The 25,561-nt window shown below is 60.7% G+C and carries 22 protein-coding genes; 5 read left to right on the top strand and 17 right to left on the bottom strand.

Annotated features, from left to right (window positions below; genetic code table 11):
- Nucleotides 1–128 precede the first annotated feature (128 nt).
- The gene (locus tag CAK95_RS04530) at nucleotides 129–1,535 is read right to left on the bottom strand and encodes an aspartate aminotransferase family protein (protein ID WP_086086855.1); all 1,407 of its coding nucleotides are present in this window, start codon (nucleotides 1,533–1,535) and stop codon (nucleotides 129–131) included.
- A gap of 101 nt (nucleotides 1,536–1,636) precedes the next feature.
- Between CAK95_RS04530 and CAK95_RS04525 the strand changes: the two genes are divergently transcribed.
- A complete protein-coding gene (locus CAK95_RS04525; RefSeq protein WP_086086854.1) occupies nucleotides 1,637–2,233 on the top strand; it encodes a DUF2147 domain-containing protein in 597 nt (198 codons plus the stop codon).
- Here CAK95_RS04525 and hpnN read toward each other — a convergent pair.
- Nucleotides 2,177–4,789 carry a hopanoid transporter HpnN gene (hpnN, locus tag CAK95_RS04520; RefSeq protein WP_425349697.1) on the bottom strand — a complete coding sequence of 871 codons (2,613 nt, stop codon included), beginning with the start codon at nucleotides 4,787–4,789 and terminating at the stop codon, nucleotides 2,177–2,179. The two genes, CAK95_RS04525 and hpnN, sit on opposite strands and share 57 nt — an antisense overlap.
- A gap of 176 nt (nucleotides 4,790–4,965) precedes the next feature.
- Between hpnN and dxs the strand changes: the two genes are divergently transcribed.
- The 3 genes from dxs to hpnH are packed head-to-tail and all read left to right on the top strand — an operon-like array spanning nucleotide 4,966 to nucleotide 9,025.
- Nucleotides 4,966–6,882, top strand: coding sequence for a 1-deoxy-D-xylulose-5-phosphate synthase (gene dxs / locus CAK95_RS04515; protein ID WP_086086852.1), 1,917 nt, complete (start codon nucleotides 4,966–4,968; stop codon nucleotides 6,880–6,882).
- A 27-nt stretch (nucleotides 6,883–6,909) separates the two neighbouring features.
- Entirely contained in the window at nucleotides 6,910–7,842 is a 933-nt protein-coding gene (gene ispH, locus CAK95_RS04510) for a 4-hydroxy-3-methylbut-2-enyl diphosphate reductase (RefSeq protein ID WP_086086851.1), read from the top strand.
- Between the two features lie 34 nt (nucleotides 7,843–7,876).
- Nucleotides 7,877–9,025, top strand: a complete 1,149-nt coding sequence (gene hpnH, locus CAK95_RS04505) for an adenosyl-hopene transferase HpnH (RefSeq protein ID WP_086086850.1) — start codon at nucleotides 7,877–7,879, stop codon at nucleotides 9,023–9,025.
- Here the strand turns inward: hpnH and CAK95_RS04500 are convergent.
- The 7 genes from CAK95_RS04500 to CAK95_RS04470 form a co-directional block, all read right to left on the bottom strand.
- Complete coding sequence (locus tag CAK95_RS04500) at nucleotides 8,966–9,658, bottom strand: phosphorylase (protein ID WP_086086849.1); 693 nt, start codon at nucleotides 9,656–9,658, stop codon at nucleotides 8,966–8,968. The genes hpnH and CAK95_RS04500 overlap by 60 nt on opposite strands.
- An 18-nt stretch (nucleotides 9,659–9,676) precedes the next feature.
- Nucleotides 9,677–11,641, bottom strand: a complete 1,965-nt coding sequence (gene shc / locus CAK95_RS04495) for a squalene--hopene cyclase (RefSeq protein ID WP_425349671.1) — start codon at nucleotides 11,639–11,641, stop codon at nucleotides 9,677–9,679.
- Nucleotides 11,638–12,873 carry a hydroxysqualene dehydroxylase HpnE gene (gene hpnE, locus CAK95_RS04490; protein WP_086086847.1) on the bottom strand — a complete coding sequence of 412 codons (1,236 nt, stop codon included), beginning with the start codon at nucleotides 12,871–12,873 and terminating at the stop codon, nucleotides 11,638–11,640. The genes shc and hpnE overlap by 4 nt, the downstream gene beginning before the upstream one ends.
- A 3-nt stretch (nucleotides 12,874–12,876) precedes the next feature.
- Nucleotides 12,877–13,716: a presqualene diphosphate synthase HpnD gene (hpnD, locus tag CAK95_RS04485; protein WP_086086846.1), complete on the bottom strand. Its 840-nt coding sequence runs from the start codon at nucleotides 13,714–13,716 to the stop codon at nucleotides 12,877–12,879.
- A gap of 2 nt (nucleotides 13,717–13,718) precedes the next feature.
- Entirely contained in the window at nucleotides 13,719–14,603 is an 885-nt protein-coding gene (gene hpnC, locus CAK95_RS04480) for a squalene synthase HpnC (protein WP_086086845.1), read from the bottom strand.
- Nucleotides 14,600–15,763 (bottom strand): glycosyltransferase, encoded by a 1,164-nt coding sequence (locus CAK95_RS04475; RefSeq protein WP_183044362.1) that lies wholly within the window; start codon nucleotides 15,761–15,763, stop codon nucleotides 14,600–14,602. Before CAK95_RS04475 ends, hpnC begins: the two co-directional genes overlap by 4 nt.
- 96 nt (nucleotides 15,764–15,859) lie before the next feature.
- A complete protein-coding gene (locus tag CAK95_RS04470; protein ID WP_086086844.1) occupies nucleotides 15,860–17,407 on the bottom strand; it encodes a UbiD family decarboxylase in 1,548 nt (515 codons plus the stop codon).
- A gap of 130 nt (nucleotides 17,408–17,537) precedes the next feature.
- Here CAK95_RS04470 and CAK95_RS04465 point away from each other — a divergent pair, with 130 nt between their 5' ends.
- Nucleotides 17,538–18,287 (top strand): IclR family transcriptional regulator, encoded by a 750-nt coding sequence (locus CAK95_RS04465; protein WP_086086843.1) that lies wholly within the window; start codon nucleotides 17,538–17,540, stop codon nucleotides 18,285–18,287.
- Here the strand turns inward: CAK95_RS04465 and CAK95_RS04460 are convergent.
- The 8 genes from CAK95_RS04460 to CAK95_RS04425 form a co-directional block, all read right to left on the bottom strand.
- A complete protein-coding gene (locus tag CAK95_RS04460) occupies nucleotides 18,284–18,988 on the bottom strand; it encodes an ABC transporter ATP-binding protein (RefSeq protein ID WP_086086842.1) in 705 nt (234 codons plus the stop codon). The genes CAK95_RS04465 and CAK95_RS04460 overlap by 4 nt on opposite strands.
- Nucleotides 18,981–19,736, bottom strand: coding sequence for an ABC transporter ATP-binding protein (locus tag CAK95_RS04455; RefSeq protein ID WP_086086841.1), 756 nt, complete (start codon nucleotides 19,734–19,736; stop codon nucleotides 18,981–18,983). Before CAK95_RS04455 ends, CAK95_RS04460 begins: the two co-directional genes overlap by 8 nt.
- Nucleotides 19,737–19,956: 220 nt before the next feature.
- Complete coding sequence (locus tag CAK95_RS04450; protein ID WP_157699537.1) at nucleotides 19,957–21,216, bottom strand: ABC transporter substrate-binding protein; 1,260 nt, start codon at nucleotides 21,214–21,216, stop codon at nucleotides 19,957–19,959.
- A gap of 17 nt (nucleotides 21,217–21,233) precedes the next feature.
- A complete protein-coding gene (locus tag CAK95_RS04445) occupies nucleotides 21,234–22,208 on the bottom strand; it encodes a branched-chain amino acid ABC transporter permease (RefSeq protein ID WP_086086839.1) in 975 nt (324 codons plus the stop codon).
- Nucleotides 22,205–23,056 (bottom strand): branched-chain amino acid ABC transporter permease, encoded by an 852-nt coding sequence (locus tag CAK95_RS04440; RefSeq protein ID WP_086086838.1) that lies wholly within the window; start codon nucleotides 23,054–23,056, stop codon nucleotides 22,205–22,207. The genes CAK95_RS04445 and CAK95_RS04440 overlap by 4 nt, the downstream gene beginning before the upstream one ends.
- 14 nt (nucleotides 23,057–23,070) lie before the next feature.
- Nucleotides 23,071–23,949, bottom strand: coding sequence for a polysaccharide deacetylase family protein (locus CAK95_RS04435; protein ID WP_086086837.1), 879 nt, complete (start codon nucleotides 23,947–23,949; stop codon nucleotides 23,071–23,073).
- Between the two features lie 4 nt (nucleotides 23,950–23,953).
- A complete protein-coding gene (locus tag CAK95_RS04430) occupies nucleotides 23,954–24,658 on the bottom strand; it encodes a fumarylacetoacetate hydrolase family protein (protein ID WP_086086836.1) in 705 nt (234 codons plus the stop codon).
- Nucleotides 24,655–25,557, bottom strand: coding sequence for a polysaccharide deacetylase family protein (locus tag CAK95_RS04425; RefSeq protein ID WP_086086835.1), 903 nt, complete (start codon nucleotides 25,555–25,557; stop codon nucleotides 24,655–24,657). The genes CAK95_RS04430 and CAK95_RS04425 overlap by 4 nt, the downstream gene beginning before the upstream one ends.
- Between the last annotated feature and the right edge of the window lie 4 nt (nucleotides 25,558–25,561).

Raw genomic sequence — 25,561 nt, 5'->3', positions numbered from 1 at the left:
CGTTCGCAAAATGATGCCGCTTTGTTCCCAAAGAACGAATCCGAACCGGTCAAATCGGCAAAAACTGCGGATTAACAAACCCTTTCATCGGCCATTTTTTCCATAGCCTCCGCGCCCTGGCCAGTCAGTCAGGACGCCTGGGCGCGCCGGGCTGCGGCGGCATTCTCGATCAGGGTCTTGCCAAGCGACCAGATGGCGCCGGGCACCCGGTGGCTTTCGGCGATCACCGTGTCGAATGCCTTTTCAATCCAGGCGCAGTCATCGTCGGCAATGACATAGGGCGGAAGCAGCTTGATGGTGCGACTGCCATGTCCCGCCACCTGTGTCAGGATCTTGTGTTCCTTGAACAGGGGGATGGTGATGAGCTGGCAGAACAGGCCCCGGCTGGCGGTTTCGATCATCGTCCATGAGGCTCGCAGCTTCAGCGATTTCGGTGTGCCGAACTCGATGCCGATCATGAGGCCGAGGCCCCGCACGTCGCACAGCAATTCGTGCCGCTCAGCCATATCTTTGAACGCGGTCAGCAGACGCTGACCGGTGCGTGCGGCATTTTCGACAAGCTTTTCGGATTCGATGACTTCGAGCGTCGCGATCCCGGCGGCCATTGCCAGGTCGTTTTTGGCGAATGTCGACCCATGCACGACGGCACGGTCCATTCGGTTGAACAGCTTGTCGTAGATGTCCTTGCGCGTCAGCACGGCGCCAACCGGCACATGACCGCCCGACAAGGCCTTCGCGACAAGGATCATGTCCGGCTTCACGTCGAAATGATCGACCGCGAAGAATTTCCCAGTGCGGCCAAGGCCACACTGAATCTCATCGGCAATGAAAAGACTGCCATACCGGCGGCAAAGCTCTGCCGCATTCTTTAGATAGTCGGGGCTCGGCAGATGAACGCCTTTGCCCTGGATCGGCTCGACGATGAAGGCAGCGACTTCGCGTGTGCGGAGCTTGTCCTCAAGTGCGTTGAGATCGTTGAAAGGGACAGCGGCGCAGTCGCCGAGCAACGGCTCGAAGCCGTTCTTGAAAATATCGTCGCCGATCAGCGAGAGCGAGCCAAAGGTCAATCCATGGAACGCATGTTCGCAGGACAGAATACGCGAGCGCCCGGTCGCTGCGCGGGCAAACTTGATCGCGGCCTCAACCGATTCAGTGCCCGAATTGGCGAAGAAAACCTTGTCCAGGTAGGGCGCTTTCCCCAGCAGTCGCTCAGCCAGCACCCCCGCGAGGGGCGGAACATCCATCTGCACCAGATTGGGCAACTCGGCATCGAGCACGCTTTCCAGCGCCACACGCAGGGCAGGATGGTTTCGGCCGATCCCGAAAACGCCAAATCCGCTCAGCAGGTCCAAATAACGCGCGTCGTTCCGATCGTAGAGATATTGCCCCAGACCACGTCGGAAACCGACGTCGTATCCGATGGTCCGCAACACCCGGACCATCTGCTCGTTCAGATAACGAGTATGAATGTCGAACCGCTCGCGTTCGCGCGCTTCAAAAAGGGCCGCAATGTCGTAGTTTTGGCGTTCAAGCATGGTGTTGATTCTGCTAGGGTATCTGGGTGCCCCTTACGCCTTTGGCCTCAAGGCTGCAAAGGCAAATTGGTATGGGCCCACGTTTCGGAAAGTTGGGTAGCATGAAAAAGCTGTTGGTGCTCACGGTGTTTTTGGTTCTCAACGCGGGACAAGCTGTCGCGCAGGCTCCGGCTTCTCCCGCCTCGGCACCCGATCCGACCGGTGACTGGCGGGTCGAAGAGGGTACGGCCCATATCCGGGTCGCCATTTGCGACGGCGCCCTTTGGGGTGTGATCGGCTGGGAACAAAGCCCAGGCACGGACTCGGAAAATCCTGACCCGGCGCTGCGGACCCGTCCGACGTTAGGTATGCCGATCCTCATGAATATGAAACCCGACACCAAGAAGCCCGAGGCCAACAAGTGGGTCGGCAAGATTTACAATGCCAAGAACGGCAAGATGTATGACTCCAACGTAACCCTCGTGTCTCCTACCGCCCTCAAGGTGCAGGGCTGTGTCCTTGGTGTGTTCTGCGGCGGCGAAACCTGGACGAAGGTTGCGGATGCTCCTGCACCCACGACCGCTCCGGCTCCCTCCACAAAAGGCAAAGGCGCTGCCGGCGCCGGCGGGGCAAGTGCCACCACCACAACCGGCAGCGCGGCGTCACTTAACGCCAGCGTCTGTTCCCGGCTTGGTTCCGTTCCGCGGCCGGCCCATTAGCGCAGGCTGGAAGAGCACTGCGGCGGCCAGCGTTGTCACCAGCGACAGGGCCAAAAGCTTGCCCATACTCGACGTGCCGGGATGGCTCGACAGCCACAGGCTGCCGAAAGCCGTTGCGGTGGTCAGCGAACTGAAAAACACAGCGCGGGTCAGGCTCGATTGCAGCAGGCCGGTCTGACCCGACCGCCATGCCATGATGTAGTAGATCTTGAAGGCGACGCCGATGCCCAGCAGCAGCGGCAGCGCGATGATGTTCGCAAAGTTCAAGGGTAACCCGATCAATACGCAGATTTCCATCGTGATCACGCCGGCGAGCAGCAGCGGCACAATGGTGAGCAATACGTCGCCAAAACGTCGCAGCACGATCCAAAGCAGGATGCTGATCGAGAACAGAGCCAGCGCTCCAGCTTGAATGAACGCGACGATAATCGTGTCGCCCGATTTTAGGATGGAGATCGGCCCACCGATCGCATTCGGCGCGACCTCCAAGACTTTCTGCGCGAATGTGCGGAGCGTCTCATTATCGTTTGGGTCACCGCTGGGAAACACTTCAACGCGGGTTTGCCCGTCCGCTGTTGTCCATGTCTGCTTGAGATCGTCTGGCAAATTCGCCGCTGTGACGGGCTGCGCCTGCAGGAGGTTCCGCAGTTCAGCCAGCTTGAAGTTGAGCGGCATGGTGACAGCCTTCTCGGCCGCGGCTCGTCTCGCAGTTGAATCGGTGGCGAGGGCATCGAGTTGTTTGGCAAGCCGCTGTGCGGCGACAGCGCCCGGTTCGGTTTTGCCTTCAGCGATGCCTTTCAATGCTTCCGACGTCTGTTTGATCGCTGCGATGCTGTCGGCATCGCTTGGCGTCGGGCCGGGCTTGACGTTCAGGTTCGGCCTCAGTGCCGGGATCGCTTGCTTGATCAGGCCGAGCTTGGCCTCCTGATCTTCGGGCACGAAGCTCTCCAGGGTCATGACCCGGGCGACCTCCGGAAGGCCGCGCAGCTTGGCGGCGACGGCTTGCGCGTCTTTGGCATTGGGCACAAGGATATTGATCGAGCTTGCACCCGTGTTGGGGTCCTTGCGCAAGTCAAGATAGGTCGCGATGGATTCGACGGTGGGGCTGCGCAAGTTCAGCGGGTTAAAATCGAAGCGCAGAAAATAGAGCAATGGCGCACCAAGGATAGCCACGCCAAGCGTGCCGGCAACGACGGCGATGCGATAGCGCTCCACAAAGCGGTCGACCGGTGCGAGGAACGCGTATCCGAGCGGTTCCTTCTCGCCCGGTGGATTGACGATCGCGAGGAGCGCCGGCAGCAGCGTGATCGTGACCGCGTATGCGATGATCATACCGAGGCCGGCGATCAGTCCGAGTTCGGACACGCCCTGATAATTGGTCGGCAGGAACGCCAGGAAGCCCGCTGCTGTGGCGGCGGCCGCGAGCGTCAATGGGCCGCCGACACCTTTAGCAGCATCGACAAGCGCATCTTTGAGAGTGTCTCCGTGATATCGCTCGTCGCGATAACGGACGCTGTACTGAATACAGAAATCGACGCCCAGCCCGACAAACAGGACAAAGAAAGCGACAGATATCAGGTTAAGCGAGCCGACCAGCGCGAAACCAAGCGCTGCCGTAATGGCGAGGCCTGCTGTCAATGCGATAAAGACTGAAGCAATGATACGCGCCGATTTCAGCGCAAACCACAGAATGAAGAGGACGATGATGACCGTCCCGATGCCGTTGACCAGCGCTCCTTCCTTTACTGTGGCGAATTCTTCGTCCGATATCGGCACTGGGCCTGTCAGGCGCAGACGTGCCTGATAATTGGATGCGATGTCGACATCGGCCGCCGCCTTGCGGACGGCATCCGTGGCCGCACGGCCAGGCTCCAGAGCGGAGAAATCCAGCTTTGGCCAGATGTCGATGAAGCGCCGGGTATCGCCGGGCTGGGACTTGGCATTGTTCAACAGCTCCTGCCAGGAAAAGCTGGCCGGCTGATTTGCGGCGATCTGTTCGAAGGTATTGGAGAACCGGTCGAAGATCGGTGTCATGCCATCGAGGGTGAGCCGACCACCCCGGACACCGATCAGGCTCATCTGCGTCGCTTGGGCGAGGCCCTGCCAGTTCGGATTGCGGCCCAGCGTCCCGATAAACGGTCCCGCAGCCTGCAGGAGGCCCAGGGTCTCGCCGACTTTCTCAACCGGCATGAAGAGCAGGCCGTTTTTTTCGAAGAATTCGCCCCCGTCCGGGCGCCGGACAGCGTTGAAAATGCCGGATTGGCCTTTCAATTTCTCGGTCAGGGCATCCGCCGCGAGGGCCGCCAGTTCCGGCGTTGGTGCGTCTACGACCGCCAGAATGCTCTCAGAACGGCTTGGAAAGGCCTTTTCGAATGCGATTTCTCGCTTCCGCCAATCAAGTTCCGGTGAGATGAGGTTGCTGATATCGGTGTTTATGGCGAAGTTGCGAACCGCATAGATCCCGGATACTGCCGAAATCAGGCAGAAAAGTAGGATCGTGAGCCAAGGGAACCGAATGCTGCCTTGAACGATTTTTCCAATGATCCCGGGCAACACCGAGGCCTTCTGAGAATCCATCATGAATTTCCGTTTCCGTAACCTTCATTCTTCGAAAGCGACGCCTTGGCTGGCTTAATTGGGCTTGCCGGGGCATGTTTTTTGCGTTCCAAGGAACCAAAATCCTGTAATTGCGCCATAAGTTTAACAACGTCCGGAGCAAAGGTGTTTCGATAATGACTGTTTCTACCCCCCTCCTGGACACCCTCCAGACACCCGCTGACCTCCGTAAGCTTCGCGACAGTCAATTGCGACAGGTCGCCGACGAGTTGCGGAATGAAACGATCAGCGCGGTGGCTGTCACCGGGGGACATCTCGGCGCCGGCCTTGGCGTTGTCGAGCTCACCGTGGCTTTGCACGCTGTATTCAACACCCCGGAAGACCGGTTGATCTGGGACGTCGGGCATCAGGCCTATCCGCATAAAATTTTGACCGGCCGGCGCGATCGCATTCGCACGCTGCGACAGGGGGGCGGTTTGTCCGGTTTCACCAAGCGCACCGAAAGCGAATACGATCCGTTCGGGGCAGCGCATTCGTCGACATCGATTTCGGCGGGCCTTGGCATGGCTGTGGCCCGCGATCTGTCCGGTACCAAGAACAATGTCGTTGCCATCATCGGTGATGGTGCGATGTCGGCTGGCATGGCTTACGAGGCCATGAACAATGCGGGCGCGATGGACTCGCGTCTGATCGTGATCCTGAACGACAACGAGATGTCCATTGCGCCCCCCGTTGGCGCGATGTCGGCTTATCTGGCACGCCTGATTTCCGGCCGCACTTATCTGTCGTTGCGCGAAATCGGTAAACAAATCGGAAGTCATCTGCCGAAGTTTGTGAAGACCCAGGCCGCACGCGCGGAAGAGTATGCACGCGGCATGGTGACCGGCGGCACGCTGTTTGAAGAACTCGGTTTCTACTATGTCGGCCCGATCGACGGCCATAATCTCGATCATCTCCTGCCCGTGCTGCGCAATGTGCGGGACGCCGACATGGGGCCGATCCTCGTTCATGTCGTGACGCAAAAGGGCAAGGGTTATGCTCCGGCGGAGGCGTCAGACGACAAATATCATGGTGTCGTCAAGTTCGATGTGGTCACGGGCCGTCAGTCCAAGGCGAAAGCGAATGCGCCGTCCTACACCAAGGTGTTCGGCGAGAGCCTCGTCAAGGAAGCGCAAAAGGACGATCGTATCGTTGCGATCACCGCAGCCATGCCGTCCGGTACCGGTGTTGACATCTTCTCGAAGGCGTTTCCGAAACGTACGTTTGATGTCGGCATCGCCGAACAGCACGCGGTGACCTTCGCTGCAGGGCTTGCAACGAGTGGTTACAAGCCGTTCGTCGCGATCTATTCGACCTTCCTGCAACGCGCCTACGACCAGATCGTACACGACGTCGCGATCCAGAAACTGCCGGTGCGATTCGCTCTGGACCGCGCAGGTCTTGTCGGCGCCGATGGTCCGACCCATGCCGGCTCGTTCGATGTTGCCTATCTTGGCTGTCTGCCGGACTTCGTGCTGATGGCGGCAGCCGACGAGGCTGACCTGGTGCATATGGTGGCGACCGCGGCCGTGATTGACGATCGCCCATCGGCGTTGCGTTACCCGCGTGGTGATGGTGTGGGCGTCGACATGCCGGAGATCGGCAAGCCGCTGGAAATTGGCAAAGGTCGCGTCCTGCGCGAAGGCAACACAGTTGCGCTTTTCTCCTATGGCACCCGTCTCGCCGAATGCATGAAGGCGGCGGAATCGCTCGCCGCGCATGGTTTAACGACCACAGTGGCGGACGCCCGTTTCGCTAAGCCGCTGGACGTCGATCTCCTGCTGCGCCTGGCCAAGAACCACGAAGTCCTGATCACCATCGAAGAGGGGTCGATCGGCGGCTTCGGATCATTTGTGATGCAGGCTCTGGCCGAGCATGGCGTGCTCGACACTGGCCTGAAAGTCCGCTCGATGGTTCTACCGGATGTGTTCATCGATCACGATAGTCCGGCGGCGATGTATGCCCGTGCTGGCCTCGATGCGAACGGTATTATTGCCAAGGCCTTCGAGGCGCTCGGCAAGGACCGTAAAATCGAAACCATGCAGCTCGCGTAAACGACTGTCATGCACGGAACTCAGATCATGACTTTGAAGGTCGTTCTTGCGCAGCCGCGCGGCTTCTGCGCGGGTGTCGTGAGAGCGATCGACATCGTCGAACGGGCGCTCAAGAAATATGGGCCGCCCGTCTATGTGCGTCACGAGATCGTTCACAATAAATACGTGGTCGAGACGCTGAAGGCGAAGGGTGCGCGCTTCGTCGAGAGCGTGTCCGAGATCCCGGACGATGCGGTCGCGATCTTCTCGGCGCATGGCGTGTCGAAAGCCGTGGAAGGCGAAGCGGAAGTGCGCAACCTGCCGGTGATCGATGCGACCTGTCCGCTCGTCACCAAGGTTCACAATCAGGGCAAGCGTTACGTCAAGCAGGGCCGTACCGTGATCCTGATCGGCCATGCAGGCCATCCGGAAGTCGAAGGCACGATGGGTCAGATCCCGGCACCGGTGGTGCTGGTTCAGACCGTCGCCGACGTCGAAACGCTGACGATCCCGACTGATACGCCGGTTGCCTACGTCACGCAGACCACGCTCAGCGTCGACGATACCAAGGAAATCATTGCCGCGCTGACTCGCCGCTTCACCGATATCCAGGGGCCGGATACGCGCGACATTTGCTACGCAACGCAGAACCGCCAGAGCGCCGTGCGCGATCTATGCGAGGTCGCCGATCTACTTTTGGTTGTCGGAGCAACGAACTCGTCCAATTCCAATCGGCTGCGTGAGATCGGAGCCGAACTCGGCATTCCGAGCTATCTGATCGCCAATGGCTCCGAACTCGATCCGGCCTGGCTGGATGGAGTCAAAACCGTTGGCATTACGGCTGGTGCATCTGCACCCGAAGTATTGGTCGATGACGTTATAACTGCTCTAAAGAAGCTGAAGCCGGTTGAAGTGTCCACGCTGCCCGGTCGCGAAGAAAATATCGAATTCCGCCTCCCCGCTGAACTGGCGTCGGTGTAAAGATTTTAAGATCCAATTGGGCAGACACACACTCATGGCTATTCCCTTTCACAAGGAAATCCGTATCGGCGCCTATCTGCTGAAGCAGAAGATGCTTGGCCGGAAACGCTATCCGCTGGTGCTGATGCTGGAGCCCTTGTTCCGGTGCAATCTCGCTTGCGTCGGTTGCGGCAAGATCGATTATCCCGATGCGATCCTCAATCGCCGCATGTCGGCGCAGGAGTGCTGGGACGCCGCGGAAGAATGCGGCGCGCCGATGGTCGCCATTCCGGGCGGCGAGCCGCTGATCCACAAGGAGATCGGCGAGATCGTTGCCGGCCTCGTGGCGCGCAAGAAATTCGTCTCGCTCTGCACCAACGCGCTGCTGCTTGAGAAAAAGTTGCATCTGTTCAAGCCGTCGCCCTATCTGTTTTTCTCCGTCCACCTCGACGGTCTGCGCGATCATCACGATAAAGCAGTGTCGCAGAAGGGCGTGTTCGACAAGGCGGTGAAGGCGATCAAGGCGGCGCAGGACGCGGGCTTCGCGGTCAACGTCAATGCGACCATCTTCGACGGGCATTCGGCCGAGGACATCGCGGCCTTCCTCGACTACGCGAAGGAAATGAACGTCGGCGTGTCGATCTCGCCAGGCTACGCTTACGAGCGTGCGCCGGATCAGGAGCATTTCCTCAATCGCAAGAAGACCAAGGAACTGTTCCGCAAGGTGTTCGAGCTCGGCAAGGGCAAGCGCTGGAAGTTCATGCACTCAACCTCATTTCTGGACTTCCTTGCCGGCAACCAGGAATACGAATGCACGCCGTGGGGCATGCCTGCGCGCAACATTTTCGGCTGGCAGAAGCCCTGCTATCTGCTCGGCGAAGGCTATACCAAGACCTTCAAGGAGCTGATGGAAACCACGGATTGGAATTCCTACGGCACCGGCAAGTATGAAAAATGCGCGAACTGCATGGCCCATTGCGGCTATGAGCCGACCGCTGCGGATGCAGCCTTCAACAATCCGCTGAAGGCGCTGTGGGTGTCGCTGCGCGGCGTCCGCACCTCAGGACCGATGGCGCCGGAAATCGGGCTCGATAAGCAGCGCCCGGCCCAGTACGTGTTCTCGTCGCAAGTTCAGATGAAGCTGTCAGAGATGCGGAAGGCGGAGGCCGAAGAGCGGGCCAAGAATACCGCGGACGCGGCGTAACGAGGCGAAAGCGCGCCCCGAATCGAAGCCGGCTGCGATCAGCGCCGGCAATTGACCGGGGCTCCGCGCAATCCCTTTCAGGACTTTCGGCATATCGATATTGCCGTCGGGCTTCAACGCGTCCGACGCAATCGGCGGCAGACTGCGTGTGACCGGATCGCTGATCACCCGGATGATGGCGAAGGGAAGCCCGTGTTTGCGTGCATAAATTGCGGCGATATGGGATTCCATGTCGACCGCAAGTGCACCGCTGCCCGCATGCAAAGCCGCCTTGTCGGCGGCTCTTGCCACCACGGCGTCATGGCCGGTGATGCCGCCGTACCGCACGCGCATCGTACTCTTCGCGGCCGACAGGATGGTGCTGTGCCAGTCGCTATGGACGTCGTGACGTTCACTCTGTTCGAGAACATGCGAACCCAACACGAGATCACCCGAACGCAGGTCGGGCGATAGACCGCCGGCGAGACCAAAGCTCAATACGCCGCCGCGCGGCGGTTCCACGCCCGCCAGCCATTGCGACAGCACGCTGCGGCTGCCGCCGCTGCAGACGGTCATCACGCCATCGCCTGCGGCGATCTGCGCTTCACGCTGCAGGCCGGTTACAACCAGGAGGTCTGGTGGGGAGAAACTCATACGCGGGTACTGAAATCCTTACATACCAAAAGCGACGCGGCGGTCGTTTGCCGAGGTCAGGTTGCGATAACGCGCCAGCGCCCAGAGCGGGAAGAATTTCCGGTATCCGTGATAGCGCAAATAGAATACCCGCGGGAAGCCCGTCGCGGTGAAGCGCTCTTCGTCCCAGAGGCCGTCTTTGCCCTGCTGCTCCATCAGATAACGGATACCTTGTTGAACTTTAGGATGATCCACTTCGCCGGCGGCCATCAGGCCGAGCAGGGCCCATGCGGTTTGTGACGGCGTGCTCGGTGCGGGTTCATAACCCTTGTATTCGAGCTTGTAGCTGGTGCCGTCCTCGCCCCAGCCGCCATCCGCGTTCTGGATTTTGAGCAGCCAGTCGGCGGCCTTGCGTACCACATCCGATTTGTGATCGAGGCCGGCGGCGTTCAGCGCGCAGAGCGAAGACCATGTGCCGTAGATGTAGTTCAGGCCCCAGCGCCCGTACCACGAGCCATCCGGCAACTGCGTCTTGCGCAAATATTCAATGCCGGCCTCGATCGCTTGGTCGCCCTGAACGTCGCCAGGCATCTGCGCCAGCATCGAGATGCAGCGCGCGGTGACATCCTCGGTCGGTGGATCAAGCAGCGCGCCGTGATCCGAAAACGGGATGTTGTTGAGAAAGCTGTAGGTATTGTCCGCATCGAAGGCGGCCCAGCCGCCATTCTTGCTTTGTAGCCCGAGCACCCATTCGCGCGCGCGGCTCAGCGACTTATCGAAATTGTGTGTGCTGCTGTTGGCCTGCGCGCGATCCATCGCCATCGCGACGACGGCCGTATCGTCGAGATCGGGATAATGCGCGTTATTGTACTGGAATGCCCAGCCGCCCGGACGGACATCAGGCCGTGCTTCGGCCCAGTCGCCTTTGACGTCCAGAACCTGCCGTGGGATCAGCCAATCGAGTCCCGCCTGTGCCGCCTTGGTTGCTTGTTCGCCGCCGGCTTCCAGCATCGTGTGTGCCGTCAGTGCAGTGTCCCACACCGGCGAGACGCAAGGCTGGCAATAGGCCTCGTCGTCTTTGACGACCAACAGCTTGTCGATCGACAGGCGCGCAATGGCGCGATCCGGATGATCTTCGGGATAGCCCAGCACGTCATACATCATCACGCTGTTGGCCATCGCCGGATAAATGGCGCCGAGGCCATCTTCACCGTTCAGGCGCTCCTTCACGAAGGCGACAGCGGCGTCGATCGCACGCTTGCGCGTCGTTTTCGGGAAGAATGGTTCGGTCGCGCGCAGAACGATATCGACGCTGCGAAAAAACAGGAACCACGACCATTTCTGATGGCCGGCCTTCTTCACGCCGCCGAGGGAGTGCGGCGGCTCCAGAAACAGTTCGTTGATCGTGACGCCCTTCGGGTTGCGCGCCTTCGGCTTTAACGCGCCGAGCACCAAAAGCGGTGCGATGACCGTGCGTGCCCAATAGGAAATCTTCGACATGTGAAACGGAAACCAGCGCGGCAGCAGCATGATCTCCACCGGCATCACCGGGACGCTACGCCATGTGGTAACGCCGAACAGCGACAGCAGTACGCGGGTGAACACATTGCTGCCCGATGCGCCGCCGCGGGCCAGGATCGCTTCGCGCGCACGGCGCATGTAATCGGCATCCGGGGAATCGCCGATCATCTTCAGCGCGAAATAGGCTTTCACGCTGGCGCTCATGTCGAACTCGCCACCGTGGAAGAGCGGCCAGCCGTGATGCTTGCCCTGGATACGGCGCAGATAGACGGCGATCTTCCGCTCAAGCTCGGCATCGACCGGTTCGCCAAGGTAATGGCGCAGTAGCACATATTCAGCGGGGATTGTGGCGTCGGCTTCCAGTTCGAACACCCAGTGACCGTCCGGCTGCTGCAGCTTCAGCAATGCGTCCGCCGCCTTGCCGACCGAATGCGTCAGCGCCTCGCGGGCCACAGGGGTAGATATGGTCGTCATTATGTTCATGCGTTGCGGACAAACTGTGCTGCGCGCGCGCCGGATCGGATCGCGCTTTCAATCGTGGCGGGCAAGCCGGTATCGGTCCAGTCGCCGGCCAGGACCAGGTTGCGCCATTGAGTGCGCGGAGCTGGCCGGCGTGCATTCTGTTCCGGAGTTGCGGCAAAAGTTGCGCGCCGTTCCCGTACCAATTGCCATTTCGGAAGCGGCGCGTCCATGCCGAGAATGGCTGTGACTTCTCGCCACACCGTCTCTGCGATCTCCAGCCTAGGTAGAGTAAGTAACCGATCGGCATGACTAATGGTGATGGAAATGCGGCTTTTAAAGGCGAAAATCCATTCGACCGTTTGGTTAATGACACCTGTCATGAATGGTGAACCGGCGGGTGGTGCGAGATCGTAATGAATGTTGATGATGGCGCGGAATTGATCCGGCGCCATCAGGCCCGGCACGAGGCTGGCTGCGGTATAGGCCGGAACCGCCATGATCACGGCGTCATCCGGGCCAAGGGCCGTTTCGCCGTCCTTGAATGTGAGAGTCTCGACGCGGCCGTCCGAGATTTTCAGAGATTCGAGTTCGTGCTCGAAGCGCACATCAACGTCGCGACCTTTCAGGAACGTGAGCGCGGGATCGACGAAGGCGCTGCTGAGGCCGCGTTCGAATACCAGCGGCCGGCACGCATGGCCGCCGCGAAGAAGCGTCTCGCGTGCTATCTGTGCGGCCAGTTTCGACGAGCCGCTCGGCGTGTCGATATTCAGAGCCGCGATCATTAAAGGATCAAGCAGACGGCGATACAATTCGCCGTCGCGATCGATCACTTCCCTCAGCGGCTTGTCCTGCGTGCCGAGGAGGAGTGGCGCCAGCTTGAGATAATCGGTGATGCTGGTTTGCGGCACACGGCTCGAGCGGTCGAAGATCCACAGTGGCAGGCTGCCATCGCCAAGGCGCAGCACCCAGCTTTCGCCATTGGCGCCATCGACGAAACGGAAATCGGCCGGCGCGAAATCCGGTGTGACGCCGATCGCCCTCAGATAGTCGACGGCGGAGTAATTGCCGGACAGCAACAGATGCGTGCCGTTGTCGATATGCATTCCCGTCTGCGCGTCGTCATACGAGCGGCAGCGGCCACCGGCCTGCCGCGTGGCTTCGTGCACGGTGACGGGAATGCCCTCTTGCGTCAGCCGAACCGCAGCGGAAAGGCCGGCAAGGCCGGCGCCGATGATGTGGACGTGTTTGAGCATGGATCAGATGAAGGCGTATCGCAGGATCGCGATGATGAGATGGGCGCGGTTCATACGCACACGGTGACGAGGCGGATTGAATCCGCGTTTTTCCAGCGCATCGAGCATCGGCGCATAGGCCTCGGCCATGATGCGCGGCGCCTTCACGCTGGCGCGTGTCTGTTTGTCCATGATCGCACTGGCTTGTTTGAAATGCTCGCGGGCCTGCGCAATCAGCGGCGCGCAGACCTCGCCGAGCCGAGGGCTTGCCAATGCTTTTTTTGGATCGGTGGTGGCGATGCCGGCCGCGGTAAGATATTCGCGCGGCAAATAAAGACGTCCGATATCGGCGTCCTCATCGACATCGCGCAGGATATTGGTCAGTTGCAAGGCGCGGCCGAGGTGATGCGACAGCGCGATGCCATCCTCATCCGGCACGCCGAAGACCTTCACCGAGAGACGCCCGACGGCGCTGGCGACGCGGTCGCAATAAAGATCGAGCGTCGCGAGGTCCGGCGCGCGGATATCGGAGATGACATCCATCTCCATGCCGTCGATGACTGCGAGAAAGTCTTCCTTGCGAAAGCCAAACTGCTTCAGCGGCTCGACAAAGCCTTTCATCTGCCCCGGTGGCAGCCCCCCATAGAGTGAGGCAACATCGGCGCGATAGCGGTCGAGCGCCGCGATGCGGGCATCGCGCGGCCCTGCGGTATCGGCGATATCGTCTACCTCTCGGCAGAATTTGTAGACCTGGAACATCGCCTCACGCTTTTCGCGCGGCAGGATGCGCATGGCGAGATAGAAGGACGAGCCGCTCGCCTGTTGTGCGGCTTCCGCGTTGCTGGAGTCGGCGGTCGCAGACATGCTCACGGCCGTGCACCTTGTGAGCCGCGTTGCATCGTGCTGCCTGATCCGACACGGCGAACCAGCGTGCCGGCAACAGCAGTGATCATGGTCGCCAGCATTGCGCCCTTGCCGAGATGCACCTTGTCTTTCAGCGGGTCGCCCTGTTTCAGGATCGCAAGCAGCTTGCGCGCCAACGCATCAATCGCAGCGACCTCGCAGGCGAGGCGCGTGTCCTTGATTTCGCCGGCGAGGGAAGGCGACGCATCGAAATAAACTTGCGTGCGGTCGGTCAGCCTGTGCAGGCAGTTCAGCAATTGCGGTGTCGCATAGGCGGCGCCCAGCATTGCAGTGGTCGCACCGGCCGCCGCCAGCATATCCTGCGGGATATAGACGCGGTCGAGATTACGATAATCCTTTCCGCAATCCTGGGTGTGATTGATGATCTGCAGCACGGTGCAGAGCACGTCCGATGCCGCCCAGGTGGAGACATCCTCGCCATGCACATCAAGCACGAAGCGGCCAACCGGCATCGCGGAGTAGGTGCAATAGCCGATCAGTTCGTCCCAGTCGGCATAGCGAGTCTTGGTCACGTCCTGCCGGAAAGCCTTGAGCAGATCGAGCGCGTGGCGCGGCGGCAGGTTACAGTCCATTAGCGCCGCCCGGAGCCGCAGCCCCGTAGGATCGTCGGCTCCGGTCCCGGTCAGCGAGGCCTCCAGCCGGTCGAGCTGGACGAATTTTTCGTCAGGGGTCAGGGTGGCATGGTCGGCGATATCGTCGGCCGCGCGGGCGAAGTCATAAAAGGCCATGATGATCGGCCGGTGTCGCGCGCTCACGAGATGTGAGGCGACGGGGAAATTCTCGTCCCGATGACCCTTTCCGGACCGATAGTCCGCCGACTGGCTCATGATACCTTTTTCATGCCTGCGTTATGCATTCTGGCCTGGTTACGGCCCTTCCAGCGGCCGCCCCGCCCGAGGATATGCTGTAGCGCGGAACTGATTGTGAAGGCCATATAGGCCGTTGCAATGGCCGGCAAAACGAGGCCCCAGAGCGCGGACAGACCATAAAATCGCAACGTGGGCCAAAAGGTGACCGCCATCAGAGCCCAGGTTCCAAGCCCCAGCCACCGGACGGGGCCATCCCCGAAAATGGCCGCCAGCGGAGCCACCCAATAGGTCAGCGCCATGCCCAGAATGGTTAAGGCTAGGAGGAGCGGGGAATAGCGAAGCTGGGCATAGGCCGACCTAGACACCATGGCGTGGATATCGCCGATGCCGACCGAGGGGCGGATGCTGTGCACCCGGCTAGTCAGCCCGAGCCAGATCGGCCCCTGGTCCTTCATGACCTTGCCGAGCGTGCAATCGTCGATCAGCGCATCGCGGATCACCTCGATCCCGCCGGCCCGCGCCAGCGCATCCGCTTTCACCAGCATGCAGCCGCCGGCTGCGGCGGCGAGCTTCTTGTGCGGGTTGTTCACCCAGCGGAACGGGTAGAGCATCTCGAAGAAATAGATGAAGGCCGGGATGAAAGCGCGCTCAGCGAAAGTTTCGCAGCGCAGCTTGGCCATCAGCGAGGTCAACACGTAGCGGCCTGCGACCGCATGTGAGGCTAGCCACGACACGACCTGTGGCTCGTAGACGATGTCGGCGTCGGTCAGCAGCAGGAAATCGGGCGCATGGTTGCTCGCCGCTGCGATGCCCTGTTTCACCGCCCAGAGCTTACCGGTCCACGCTTCCGGCAACGGGGTGCCGCGCAGCACGGTCAGCGGCACCTTGGGCGCCTCGCGCGCGAGCCTTTCGGCAATCGCGGCTGTTGCGTCCTCGCTGTTGTCGTCGACCAGAATGATCGAGAAGCGCCCGACATAGTCCTGCGCCAGCAGCGAGCCGAGGCTGTCGGCGATGTTGTCGGCTTCGTTCCGCGCCGGAATCACAGCGACGATGTGGGGCTTCGCCAGTGGCGCATCTGACACCGTGTCATCGCGCACGGCGGACAGCCAATAGCCCCCGCGGAACAGCAGGAGATACAGCCAGATAACGAGGGACAGTGCCGCAATACCGGTGATCATAATGCGACAGGCGTTATCGTAACCGCAGGGGCGCCGCAATGCCGGCTGGGCCTTTAAGCCCCACCGGATGTGGCTTTGGTCAACGTGATGTGACCCTCATTCGGACGGCGTTTCCGGATGAAACGCCGTCATCTTCGGTGCAGGGCCGCTGAAGCCCAGCTCTTCCCAGCGGGCCCGCACGCGATCGTGAACCGATTGGCGGATCGCCGTCGATTGCGGGAATTGCTTCAGATGCTGATGCGGCTTGCAGGCATTGATCAGCACCTTCGAGCCATAAGGCCGCGCCTCTGGCGGGAAGCGGCTGGGATCGAGCCCCGTCGACCACGTGTTGCGTAGGATGTCGATATCCTCGGACGGATGGCAGCGCGTCGAGAGTGCCCACAGCACATCGTTGAGATCGGTCGGATCGACATCCTCGTCTACCACGATGACCCACTTCGTGTAATAGGCCGCCGCCGGGCATTGCGCGGCCAGCGCAAGCACCTGCGCCGAATGACCGGCATATTTCTGCTGCACCGAGACGACCACCATGCCCCAGCCCGAAGCCGCGGCGGGATGCGACCAGGCCAAGACCACGCCGGGCACGCCGATGCGTTCGAGATCGTCGAGAATGCGGGCCGAGCGCATGATCGCGTAATAGGCGCCGATCTCACAGGATGGATAACGCGCCATCAGCGCATGCGTGAAGATCGGCGACTTGCGATGATGGATCGCCTTGATCTCCATCACCGGCTGCGGCGAACGCTCGCGCCCGTAATAGCCGGTGAATTCGCCGAGCGGCCCTTCCGGCATCACATTGCCCTGATGCAGCACGCCTTCGATGACAAATTCCGCATGTGCCGGGATCGGCAGATCGACAAACTCGGATTTGGTGAGTTCGATCGGCCGGCCCATGATGCCGCCGGCGACATCAAGCTCGGATTGGTCGGCGCCGAAGCTTTGCGCCGCCAGCATGAACAGCACCGGGTCGATGCCGTAAGCGGCGACGACTTCGCAGGGCTTGCCTTGTGCCCACCAGGCTTCGCGATCGAGCAGGCCATGTTTTCCGGGTGAGCAATACAGCCCGATTTTGTCTGGACCCTGCAACATCTGCCGATAGCAGCCGACATTGATGCGGCCGGTATCGGGCGACTTGGTGAAGGTGATGTTGCCGGTGCCGATGAATTGTCCGCCATCGCCGGGCCAGAAGCGCGGTACCGGGAATGTCGTGAGATCGATGTCGTTGCCGGTGAGCACGACTTCATTCACCGGCGCCTTGTCCTTCGCAATCATCACCGGCTTGATCGGCTCATTCATGATCGCTCGCGTCGCTTGAATCATCTCCGTCGTAGAGAGCGAGGGATCGAAACCGACAGCCAGGGCAAAGCGTTCCTTGCTGGCGCCGAGCATGTTGGTGAGGATGCGCGAGCCGGTCGTGTCTCCGGTCATGTTTTCGAACATCAGCGCCGGCGACTTGTCCTGCCGCGTGGCCAGCAGCGTGATGGCCCCCAACTCTTCGTTCGGATCGACCGGCGCGGCGATCCGCTGCAACTCGCCATGCTGCTCCACTTGCGCGAGCCAAGCGCGCAGATCCTGCCAGCCAAGCACAGTGTCGCGCCGTCGTGGTGACGCCGGTTTCGACCCGCCCGCGGCCTCGGCTTCCATTTCGGACTTTCTCCTGTCGGGTCTCTGGCAATCGTCCGCTAAGCGGACTATAAGTCTCAAAAACAGAGGGTAGGCTGGCGGCGCGTGTCCGTCAAATTTCAATGACAAGCGACAGTGGGACTATCGAATAATGGGCGTGAAATCCGAGAACGTACGTGCCATCGACCGGGCCATCGATGTGCTCGAATGCTTTGCGTCCGATCGCAATGCGCTGTCGATCACGGCGATTGAGAAGCGCGCGAAGCTGTCGCGTCCGACGCTGTATCGCATTCTCTCGACGCTGATCCGCCGCGGCTTCGTGCGCAAGGATGGCGATCCGCCGCGCTACCGGCTGGATGTCGGCGTCGGCCGGCTGGCGGATGCCTGGGCCAACTCGCTCGATATCGCGCGCCTCGCAGCACCGCTGCTGCAGGAATTGCTCGAGCTTCACAACGAGACAGTTGGGCTTTATCTGCGCAAGGACAAGATGCGCTTTTGTGTGGCGGAGCTGCCGAGCCAGCAGCCGTTATCCTACGCGAACGGGCTTGGATTTTCCGGCAGCCTCGCCCGCGGTGCGAGCGGCCTTGCTATTCTCGCCCATGTTGATGGGAAGCAGGCCGCTGAAATCATTGCGGAAGAACTCGATGAGGCGAAGGTCCGCACTTTGCAGCGCAAGCTTCTCGATATCCGCCGCGATGGCTTCGCCCTCAGTGGTGGTGACTTCATTGAGGGGGCGCAGGCGATCGCCAGTCCTGTCTTCGATCGACAGGGCGATGTCGTCGGCTCGCTGGGATTGTTTGGACCATCGGTGCGTTTTCCGCCGAAGCGGGTGGCCGACTGCGCTCAGGCGGTGAAGCAATCGGCGTCGGCATTGTCGGCGCTGCTCGGATATCGATCCTAATGTACGCCGAGATGCTCGAGGAGTTGCTCGGGGTTTTCTGAAATCTCTTTGCCGACACCTTCGCTGACGATCCGTCCGGTATCGAGCACATAGACGCGGTCGGCGACGGCGAGGGCGCTGTAGAGATTTTGCTCGACTAGCAGGATTGATAATCCCTCTTTTTTCAAGCTGAGGACGATATCCTCAAGGTGCTGCACCATTACCGGTGCAAGACCTTCCGACGGCTCATCCATCAGGATCAGTTCCGGATCGATCATCAAGGCACGGCCGACAGCCAGCATGCCGCGTTCGCCGCCGGAGAGTTGGCCGCCACGATGATGGCGGCGTTCGGCAAGACGCGGAAACAGGCCGAACACCTTCTCCATCGTCCAGCCCTCTGTGGCGCGGGCGCTCTTGAGCATGGTGAGATGCTCGGTCACGGTCAGCGACGGGAACAGGCGGCGCCCCTGCGGCACGATGGCGATCTTGCGGGCGGCAATGTCATGCGGGCGAAGACCGAGCAGGTCCTGGCCCTTCCAGCGCACGCTGCCGCTGCGCACATGCGGCGGCGTCAGGCCCATGATCGAGCGGATGATTGTGGTCTTGCCCATGCCGTTGCGGCCAAGCAGAGCCACGACTTCGCCGGCTGCGACGTTCAGTGAGACGCCATGAATGACATGCGCGTCGCCGTAATAGCTTTGCAGATCGCGGACCTCAAGCATGACGCGGCTTTCCGAGATAAACTTCCTGCACCTTCTGGTTCTTGCGGATGGCGTCCGGAGATTCCTCGACGAGGACGCGGCCTTCATGCAGGCAAGTGACGAAATCGGCGAGACCAAGGGCCAACGCCATGTCGTGTTCGATCAGTACCAGCGTCAAATCGCGCGGCAGGGATTTGATGACGTCGGCGACGATGGTGCGCTCCGCCGGCGACAGGCCGGCGGCGGGCTCATCGAGCAACAATGTGGTTGGCTCGGTGACCAAGGCGAGCGCGATTTCGAGCTGACGCTGTTCGCCGTAGGACAGATCCTTCACCGGGATGTCGGTGCGGTGATGCATCTGCGCGGCGTTGAGCGCCTTCACGATCCGGGCATTTTCTTCGTCGTTGGTGTCGGGTGAGCCGAACAGCGAGAATTTTCGTGGCGACAATCCGCGCACGGCCAGCACCATGTTGTCCTGCACCGACAGCGTCGGAAACAGATTGGTGATCTGGAAGGTGCGTGAGATGCCAAGCGCTGCTCTACGATGGGGCGGCAGCTTGGTGATGGTCTTGCCCTCGAAGACGATGGTGCCGTCGGTCGGCGGGATCACACCGGTGATCGCATTGAACAGCGTTGTCTTGCCCGCGCCATTGGGGCCGATGATCGCGCGCCGTTGTCCGCGCGGCACGGTCAGGCTGACGCCGTCGACGGCGCGCAGCGCGTCGAAGGCGACGACAACATCGGTGAGGGTGAGAATGGTTTCAGTCACAGGCGACGAATGGCTTTCGGTTGCGGCGGCAAAATGTTGGTGGTCACCTCTCCCTATGGGAGAGGGTCGGATTGCGGAGCAATTCGGGTGAGGGGTTAAAATGGATCGATAGAGTTGCTTCCTCTCACCCCAGCCCTCTCCCCAAAGGGGAGAGGGAGTCCACTGCGGATGTCGCCAGTGCTTCGCTCTACAGCTGCCGACATCTTACGACATGTCACGCTCAACTCTTCTTGATTCCCTGGAAATTGCGGGAGTACGGCGGCTGCTTGAGATAAGTCGCCGGATCGTATTTCCAGAATTGCGAGACGTTGTTGTAGGTCTCGATCGGCACGTTCCAGTATTTGCCGTCCGGACGCTTCATCGTCTTGCGGATGTACACATCGTAGATCGGGTTGCCGTACTCATCGAGCTTGATGGTCTTGCCGAGCGGCGAGCCGGTCAGGTCGGTCTTGAGCACGGTGTCGATGAAGGCTTCGCGGTTGTCGATCTTGCCGCCCATCTTCTTCATCGCTTCCGTCACCCACATCGCGCCGGAATACATCGAGAAGCCGTAGAGCGACGGAATCTTGCTATACTTCGCCGTATAATCTTCGACGAATTTCTTGGTGACCGGATTGTCCGAGCCTTCGGCGAAATGCGCCGGCGACACGATGCCTTCGCATTCGTCGCCCAGCGTACGGATCACCGATTGGTCGGTGGCGTTCATGGCGCCGAGCAGCGGGATCCGCCCCTTGAGGCCGAAGCTCGCATATTGCTGAATGAGGCGCGTTGCGTCGGCGCCGGTCTCCATCGCGAAGATGGCATCGACCTTCATGTTGGCGAGCTGGCCGAGATAGGGGCTGAAGTCGGCGGTGTTCAGCGGGTGCCAGAATTGCTGCACGATCTCGCCGCCGCCTTCACTAAACACCTGGCAAAGGCCGCCGCATTGTTCGTGACCGAACGTGTAATCCTGACTGACGGTCGCGATCTTCTTGTAGCCTTGCTTCAGCGCCCAGTCACCGAGCGGGTGCGTGAACTGGCTTGCGGAATAACCGGCGACGCGAATGACATTCTTGATGCGCTGGCGCTGGGTCAGGTCGTCAGCGGCAATGATCGGAATGAAATAGGGCGTGCCGGTGCCCTTGACGTAGTTCGCAACGGCGAGGCCGGTATTGGCAAGGAGGTTGCCGATCAGCCAGTGCACATTGTTCTGTTCGACAAGGCGGCGGGCTTTTTGCAACGCGGTGTCGGGATTGGACGCATCGTCTTCGACGATGAGTTCGATCTTGCGTCCGGCAACCTGATTGCCAATCGAGTCGAAGAAGAACTGCGTGCCTTCCACCATTTCGCGGCCGCCGGAGGCGACGACGCCGGTGAGCGGAGCGAGCAGGCCGACTTTGATCGGGCCTTCCTGCGCGAGGGCCTGGTTCCATGGTCCGACGCCAATGCCCGCCGATGCGAGTGTGAAGCCGGTCGTTTTCAAAAATTGACGCCTGTCCATAACAATATCCTTTTCCATCAGGGTTTAGGATTCTGCAGAGCTTGATCCTGTAGAGTTCGGGGCTTTGAACCCCTTACGCGTCCCAAAAGGATGCGCACTTTCCCGACAAGTCCCTCCGGCGCGAGAATCATGATCAGGATGAAGGTGATGCCGAGCACGGTCTGCCAGCGCTCGGTGTGGGAGGAGACGATATTCTCCAGCGAGATGATGGCGGCGGCGCCGACAAAGGCACCGAACAGCGTGCCGACGCCACCGACGATCGTCATCAAGAGGCCTTCGACCGATTGCGTGAGCGCAACCGTCGATGGACTGACGAAATTGTTGAAGAAGGCGTAGATCCCACCGGCGACACCGGCGAAGAAGCCCGACACCGTGAAGCCGATGAAGAGATGCAGCGGCACGTTATAGCCAAGGCTGCGCATGCGGCTCTCGCTGTCGCGGATGCCGCGCAGCGTCAGCCCGAATGGTGAGCGTACGAAGCGCCAGATGCCGAAAGCGAGCACCGCGGTTGCCGCAAGCACGGCCCAATAGAATGAGCGGTGGTCGTAAAGAAATTGCGGACGGATATCGCCGCGCAGACCGTTCTCGCCGCCAGTCACCTGCGTCCAGCGCAGGCAGATGCCCCAGACGATCATGCCGAGCGCCAGAGTCAGAAGAAGGAAGTACACGCCGGATGTTCGCACGGCGAGCAGCGCGAACACGGCAGCAACGATCGTTGCTGCGAGAATGCCGAGACCAAGCGCCAGCACCGGCGAGACGCCATGCGACACCATATAGATCACGACATAGGTCGACACGCCGAAGATCGCGCCATGGCCGAGCGAGGTGCGTCCCGCAAAACCGGCCAGAATGTCGATCGACATCGCCAGGATGCCGAAGATCAGCACTTCGGTGGCGAGACCGACCTGATAATTCGACAGGCCGAACGGCAGCAGCGCCGCGATGATGACGGTGATCAGTCCGATCGAGAGTGTTCGGGTCGTCTGTGTCATGTCGCTTTCCCGAACAATCCGAGAGGACGGAAGGCAAGAAGCACAGCCATCGGCCCGAAGATCACGAAATAGGCGAGTTCTGGGAACATGACCTGCCCGAAGGTATTGAGGATTCCGACCAGAAGACTGCCGACGGCAACGCCGAGCAGACTGCCCCTTCCGCCGATGATCACAACGGCCAGGCTGAAGACGAGAATCTCCGCGTCAGCCGAGGGATAGAGAGAGAGAAACGCGCCGCCCATCAGCCCGCCAAGACCGGCCAAGGCTGAGCCGAGCAGGAAGGTGATGAGGAAGACGAGGCGGATATTGACACCCGACGCTTCGACCATCTCGGCGTCATCGACGCCGGCGCGGATCAGCGCACCGAGCCGCGTTTTCTGCAACAGCAGCCACAGCAGAATAAAGAGCAGGATGCCGACCACCAGCACGAACAGCCGGTATTTCGGATAGAAGATGCCGAAGAAGTTGACGGCACCGCGCAAGCTTTCCGGGATCGGCACCGTGAAACTGTCGCCACCCCAGATCACCAGCGCCATGTCGTTGAGGACAAAAGCAAAGCCGAGCGTCAGCAGCACCTGCCGCAATTCGTGTCCGCGCACGAAGCGCAACAAACCCTGATCGAGGACGAAGCCGATCGCCGCGACGCCTGCCATCGCGCCGATGCCGCCAATCAGGAAGCTGCCCGTCTTGACGCCGAGCGTGTAGCCGATATAGCCGCCGATCAGATACATCGCGCCATGCGCGAGATTGACGATCCTCAGCAGCCCGAAAATCAACGTGAAGCCGCTCGCCACGACGAAGAGGAGCGCGGCGAAGGTCAGCCCGTTGAGAATCTGAAAGGTGTTCATCCTTTATACGTCTTTCACGGTGCTTTCGGCCCCGTCGCGATAAACCAGTCGTAGATTTCACCGCCGGTCATGAAGGCCACGTCGGGCTTTGATCGGATCTGTTCGAAAATCTTGCGGAAGTATTTCAGCCGGTGCGGCGCGCCCATGATGTAGGGATGCAGCACGATCGCCATGACGCGGGCCGAGTCCTCGGCATCCTCATAGATCTGCTCGAACTGATCGATAGCGCGCTCGTAATATTCCGATGCCTTGTGGTGCTGGATCAGCATCATGGCGACGTCGTTGCATTCCTGCGTGTAGGGAATGTTGACGATCGGCTCGGTGCGCGTCTTTAGCCAGACCGGCTGATCGTCCAGCACCCAGTCGCAGACATAATCGTAGCCTTCCTCTTTGAGGATATCCGGCGTTTCCCAGGTCTCGGTGAGGCCCGGTCCGAGCCAGCCGCGAGGCGGCTTGCCGGTCACCTTCGCGATGGCGGCGTTGGTTTTGCGGATATCCTCGCGCTCATCCTCGACCTTCTGCATGTTGCGCTGGGTGAATCCATGACCCATGAATTCCCAGTTGCGCGCAACGGCGGCTTCGGTAATCGCCGGATAGGCGGCGATGGCGCTGCCATTGATGGCGAGTGCTGCCGGCAATTTGTAATCGTCGAACACCTTCAGGATACGCCAGAAGCCGACGCGGTTGCCGTATTCGTGCCAGCACCAGTTCGGAATGTCGGGCATCGGTGCGCCGCCGGCCGGCGGCGTCAGCACCGTGCGCGGCATGGTCTGCTTTGCGTCCCATTCCTCGACATTGACGATGACCCACACCGCCATGCGCTTGCCGTCCGGCAGCTTCAATTTCGGACGCTGGCTTATCGCGGAATAGGAAAGGCGTTCGTTCGGCAACATGATTTCAATTCTCCGGCGCCGCGATGGCGATGGTGAGCGGCTTCAGGCCATCGATGGTGACAACGATCTCGTCGCCGGGAACAACCGCGCCGACACCGGCGGGCGTTCCGGTGAAAATCAGATCGCCGATGCCAAGCGTCACTTGACGCGACAATTGCGCGATGATTTCCGGCACATTCCAGATCATCTGCGCAAGCTCGCCGCGCTGACGCTCGGCGCCGTTCACCGCAAGCGTGATCGCGCCGCTGGTGCGATGGCCGCCAGCGGAGACCGGCGTGACGATGCCGCAGGGTGCGGATGCATCGAAGCTCTTGCCGATTTCCCATGGCAGCCGCATGTCGCGTGCATCGCGCTGGCGATCGCGTCGCGTCAGATCGATGCCGGCGGCATAGCCGAAGACATGATCGAGCGCGTTTTCGACGGCGATCTGCCGCCCCGGTTTGCCGATGGCGAGCACGAGTTCGCCTTCGAACTGAAAGTCCGAGGTCAGCGGCGGATAGGGAACGGTGTCGCCATCCTGAACGATGGAATCGCGCGGCTTCTGGAAGAAGAACGGTGGATCGCGTTCATCGGCTTCCTTCATTTCACGGATGTGGTCGACATAGTTGCGTCCGACGCAATAGATGCGGCGGACCGGAAACACGCCGCCACCGAGAACCGGGACGGTGGTCTCATCGACCGCGGGAAGGACACGCTGCGCGAGGCTCATGCCGCGGCTCCGAATTTCACATTGGCTGTCTTGGTGTACCAGTCGAGAATCTCGGCGCCGTTCCAGTGCAGCACGCCGTCGAACTTGGCGACGTAATCGTAAATCGCTTCCAGCGCCTTGATGCGGAATGGCTGGCCGCTGATGTAGGGATGGATCGCGATCGACACGAACTTCGCCCGCTCGGCGCTCTCTTCGTAAAGGCGATCGAAGCTTTCGACGAAGCGCTTGTAGAGATGATCGCTCTCGTGGTGCTGCACGATCATCATCGGGATGTCGTTCAGTTCGACCGTGTAGGGCAGGGTAACCAGCGGGCCTTTTTTGGTGCGGATGACCGTCGGCTCGTCATCGTAGACCCAATCGCCGATATATTTCACGCCGGCTTCGGCAAGGTTTTCCGGTGTGTCGAGGGTTTGTGTCAGGCCCGGTCCAAGCCATCCGACCGGGCGCGTGCCGGTGAACTTCTCGATGATGTCCATCGATTTGAAGATCATGCCGCGCTGGTCCTCGACCTTGTGGATCGGCCCCTGGTCATAGGCGTGGCCCATGAATTCCCAGCCGAGATCCTTGGCCTCTTGGGCGACGCGCGGATAATCCTCGCAGACGCGCGCGTTGATCGAGAGGGTGGGGCGGATGTTGTGGCGCTTGTAGAGATCGAAGAAACGCCAGGCGCCGACGCGCATGCCGTATTCGTGCCAGCTCCAGTTCGGTACATCGGGGAGCAGTGGCTGACCGGTCGGTGCCGGCAGCACCTGCCGCGCCATCGGCCGGGCGATATCCCACACCTCGAAATTGACGATGGTCCAGACGACGATGCGCGCGCCGCCGGGCAATTTCAGCGGCGGGCGATCGACGATTGCTGAAAAGTCGGCGCGCTCAGTGGGAAGCATGGGATCGGACATGTCA

Origin of the sequence: Pseudorhodoplanes sinuspersici, assembly GCF_002119765.1 — a bacterium.
Taxonomy (GTDB): Bacteria; Pseudomonadota; Alphaproteobacteria; order Rhizobiales; family Xanthobacteraceae; genus Pseudorhodoplanes; species Pseudorhodoplanes sinuspersici.
The sequence above is the reverse complement of the archived record's forward strand: the minus strand, read 5'-3'. Positions and strand labels throughout refer to the sequence as shown.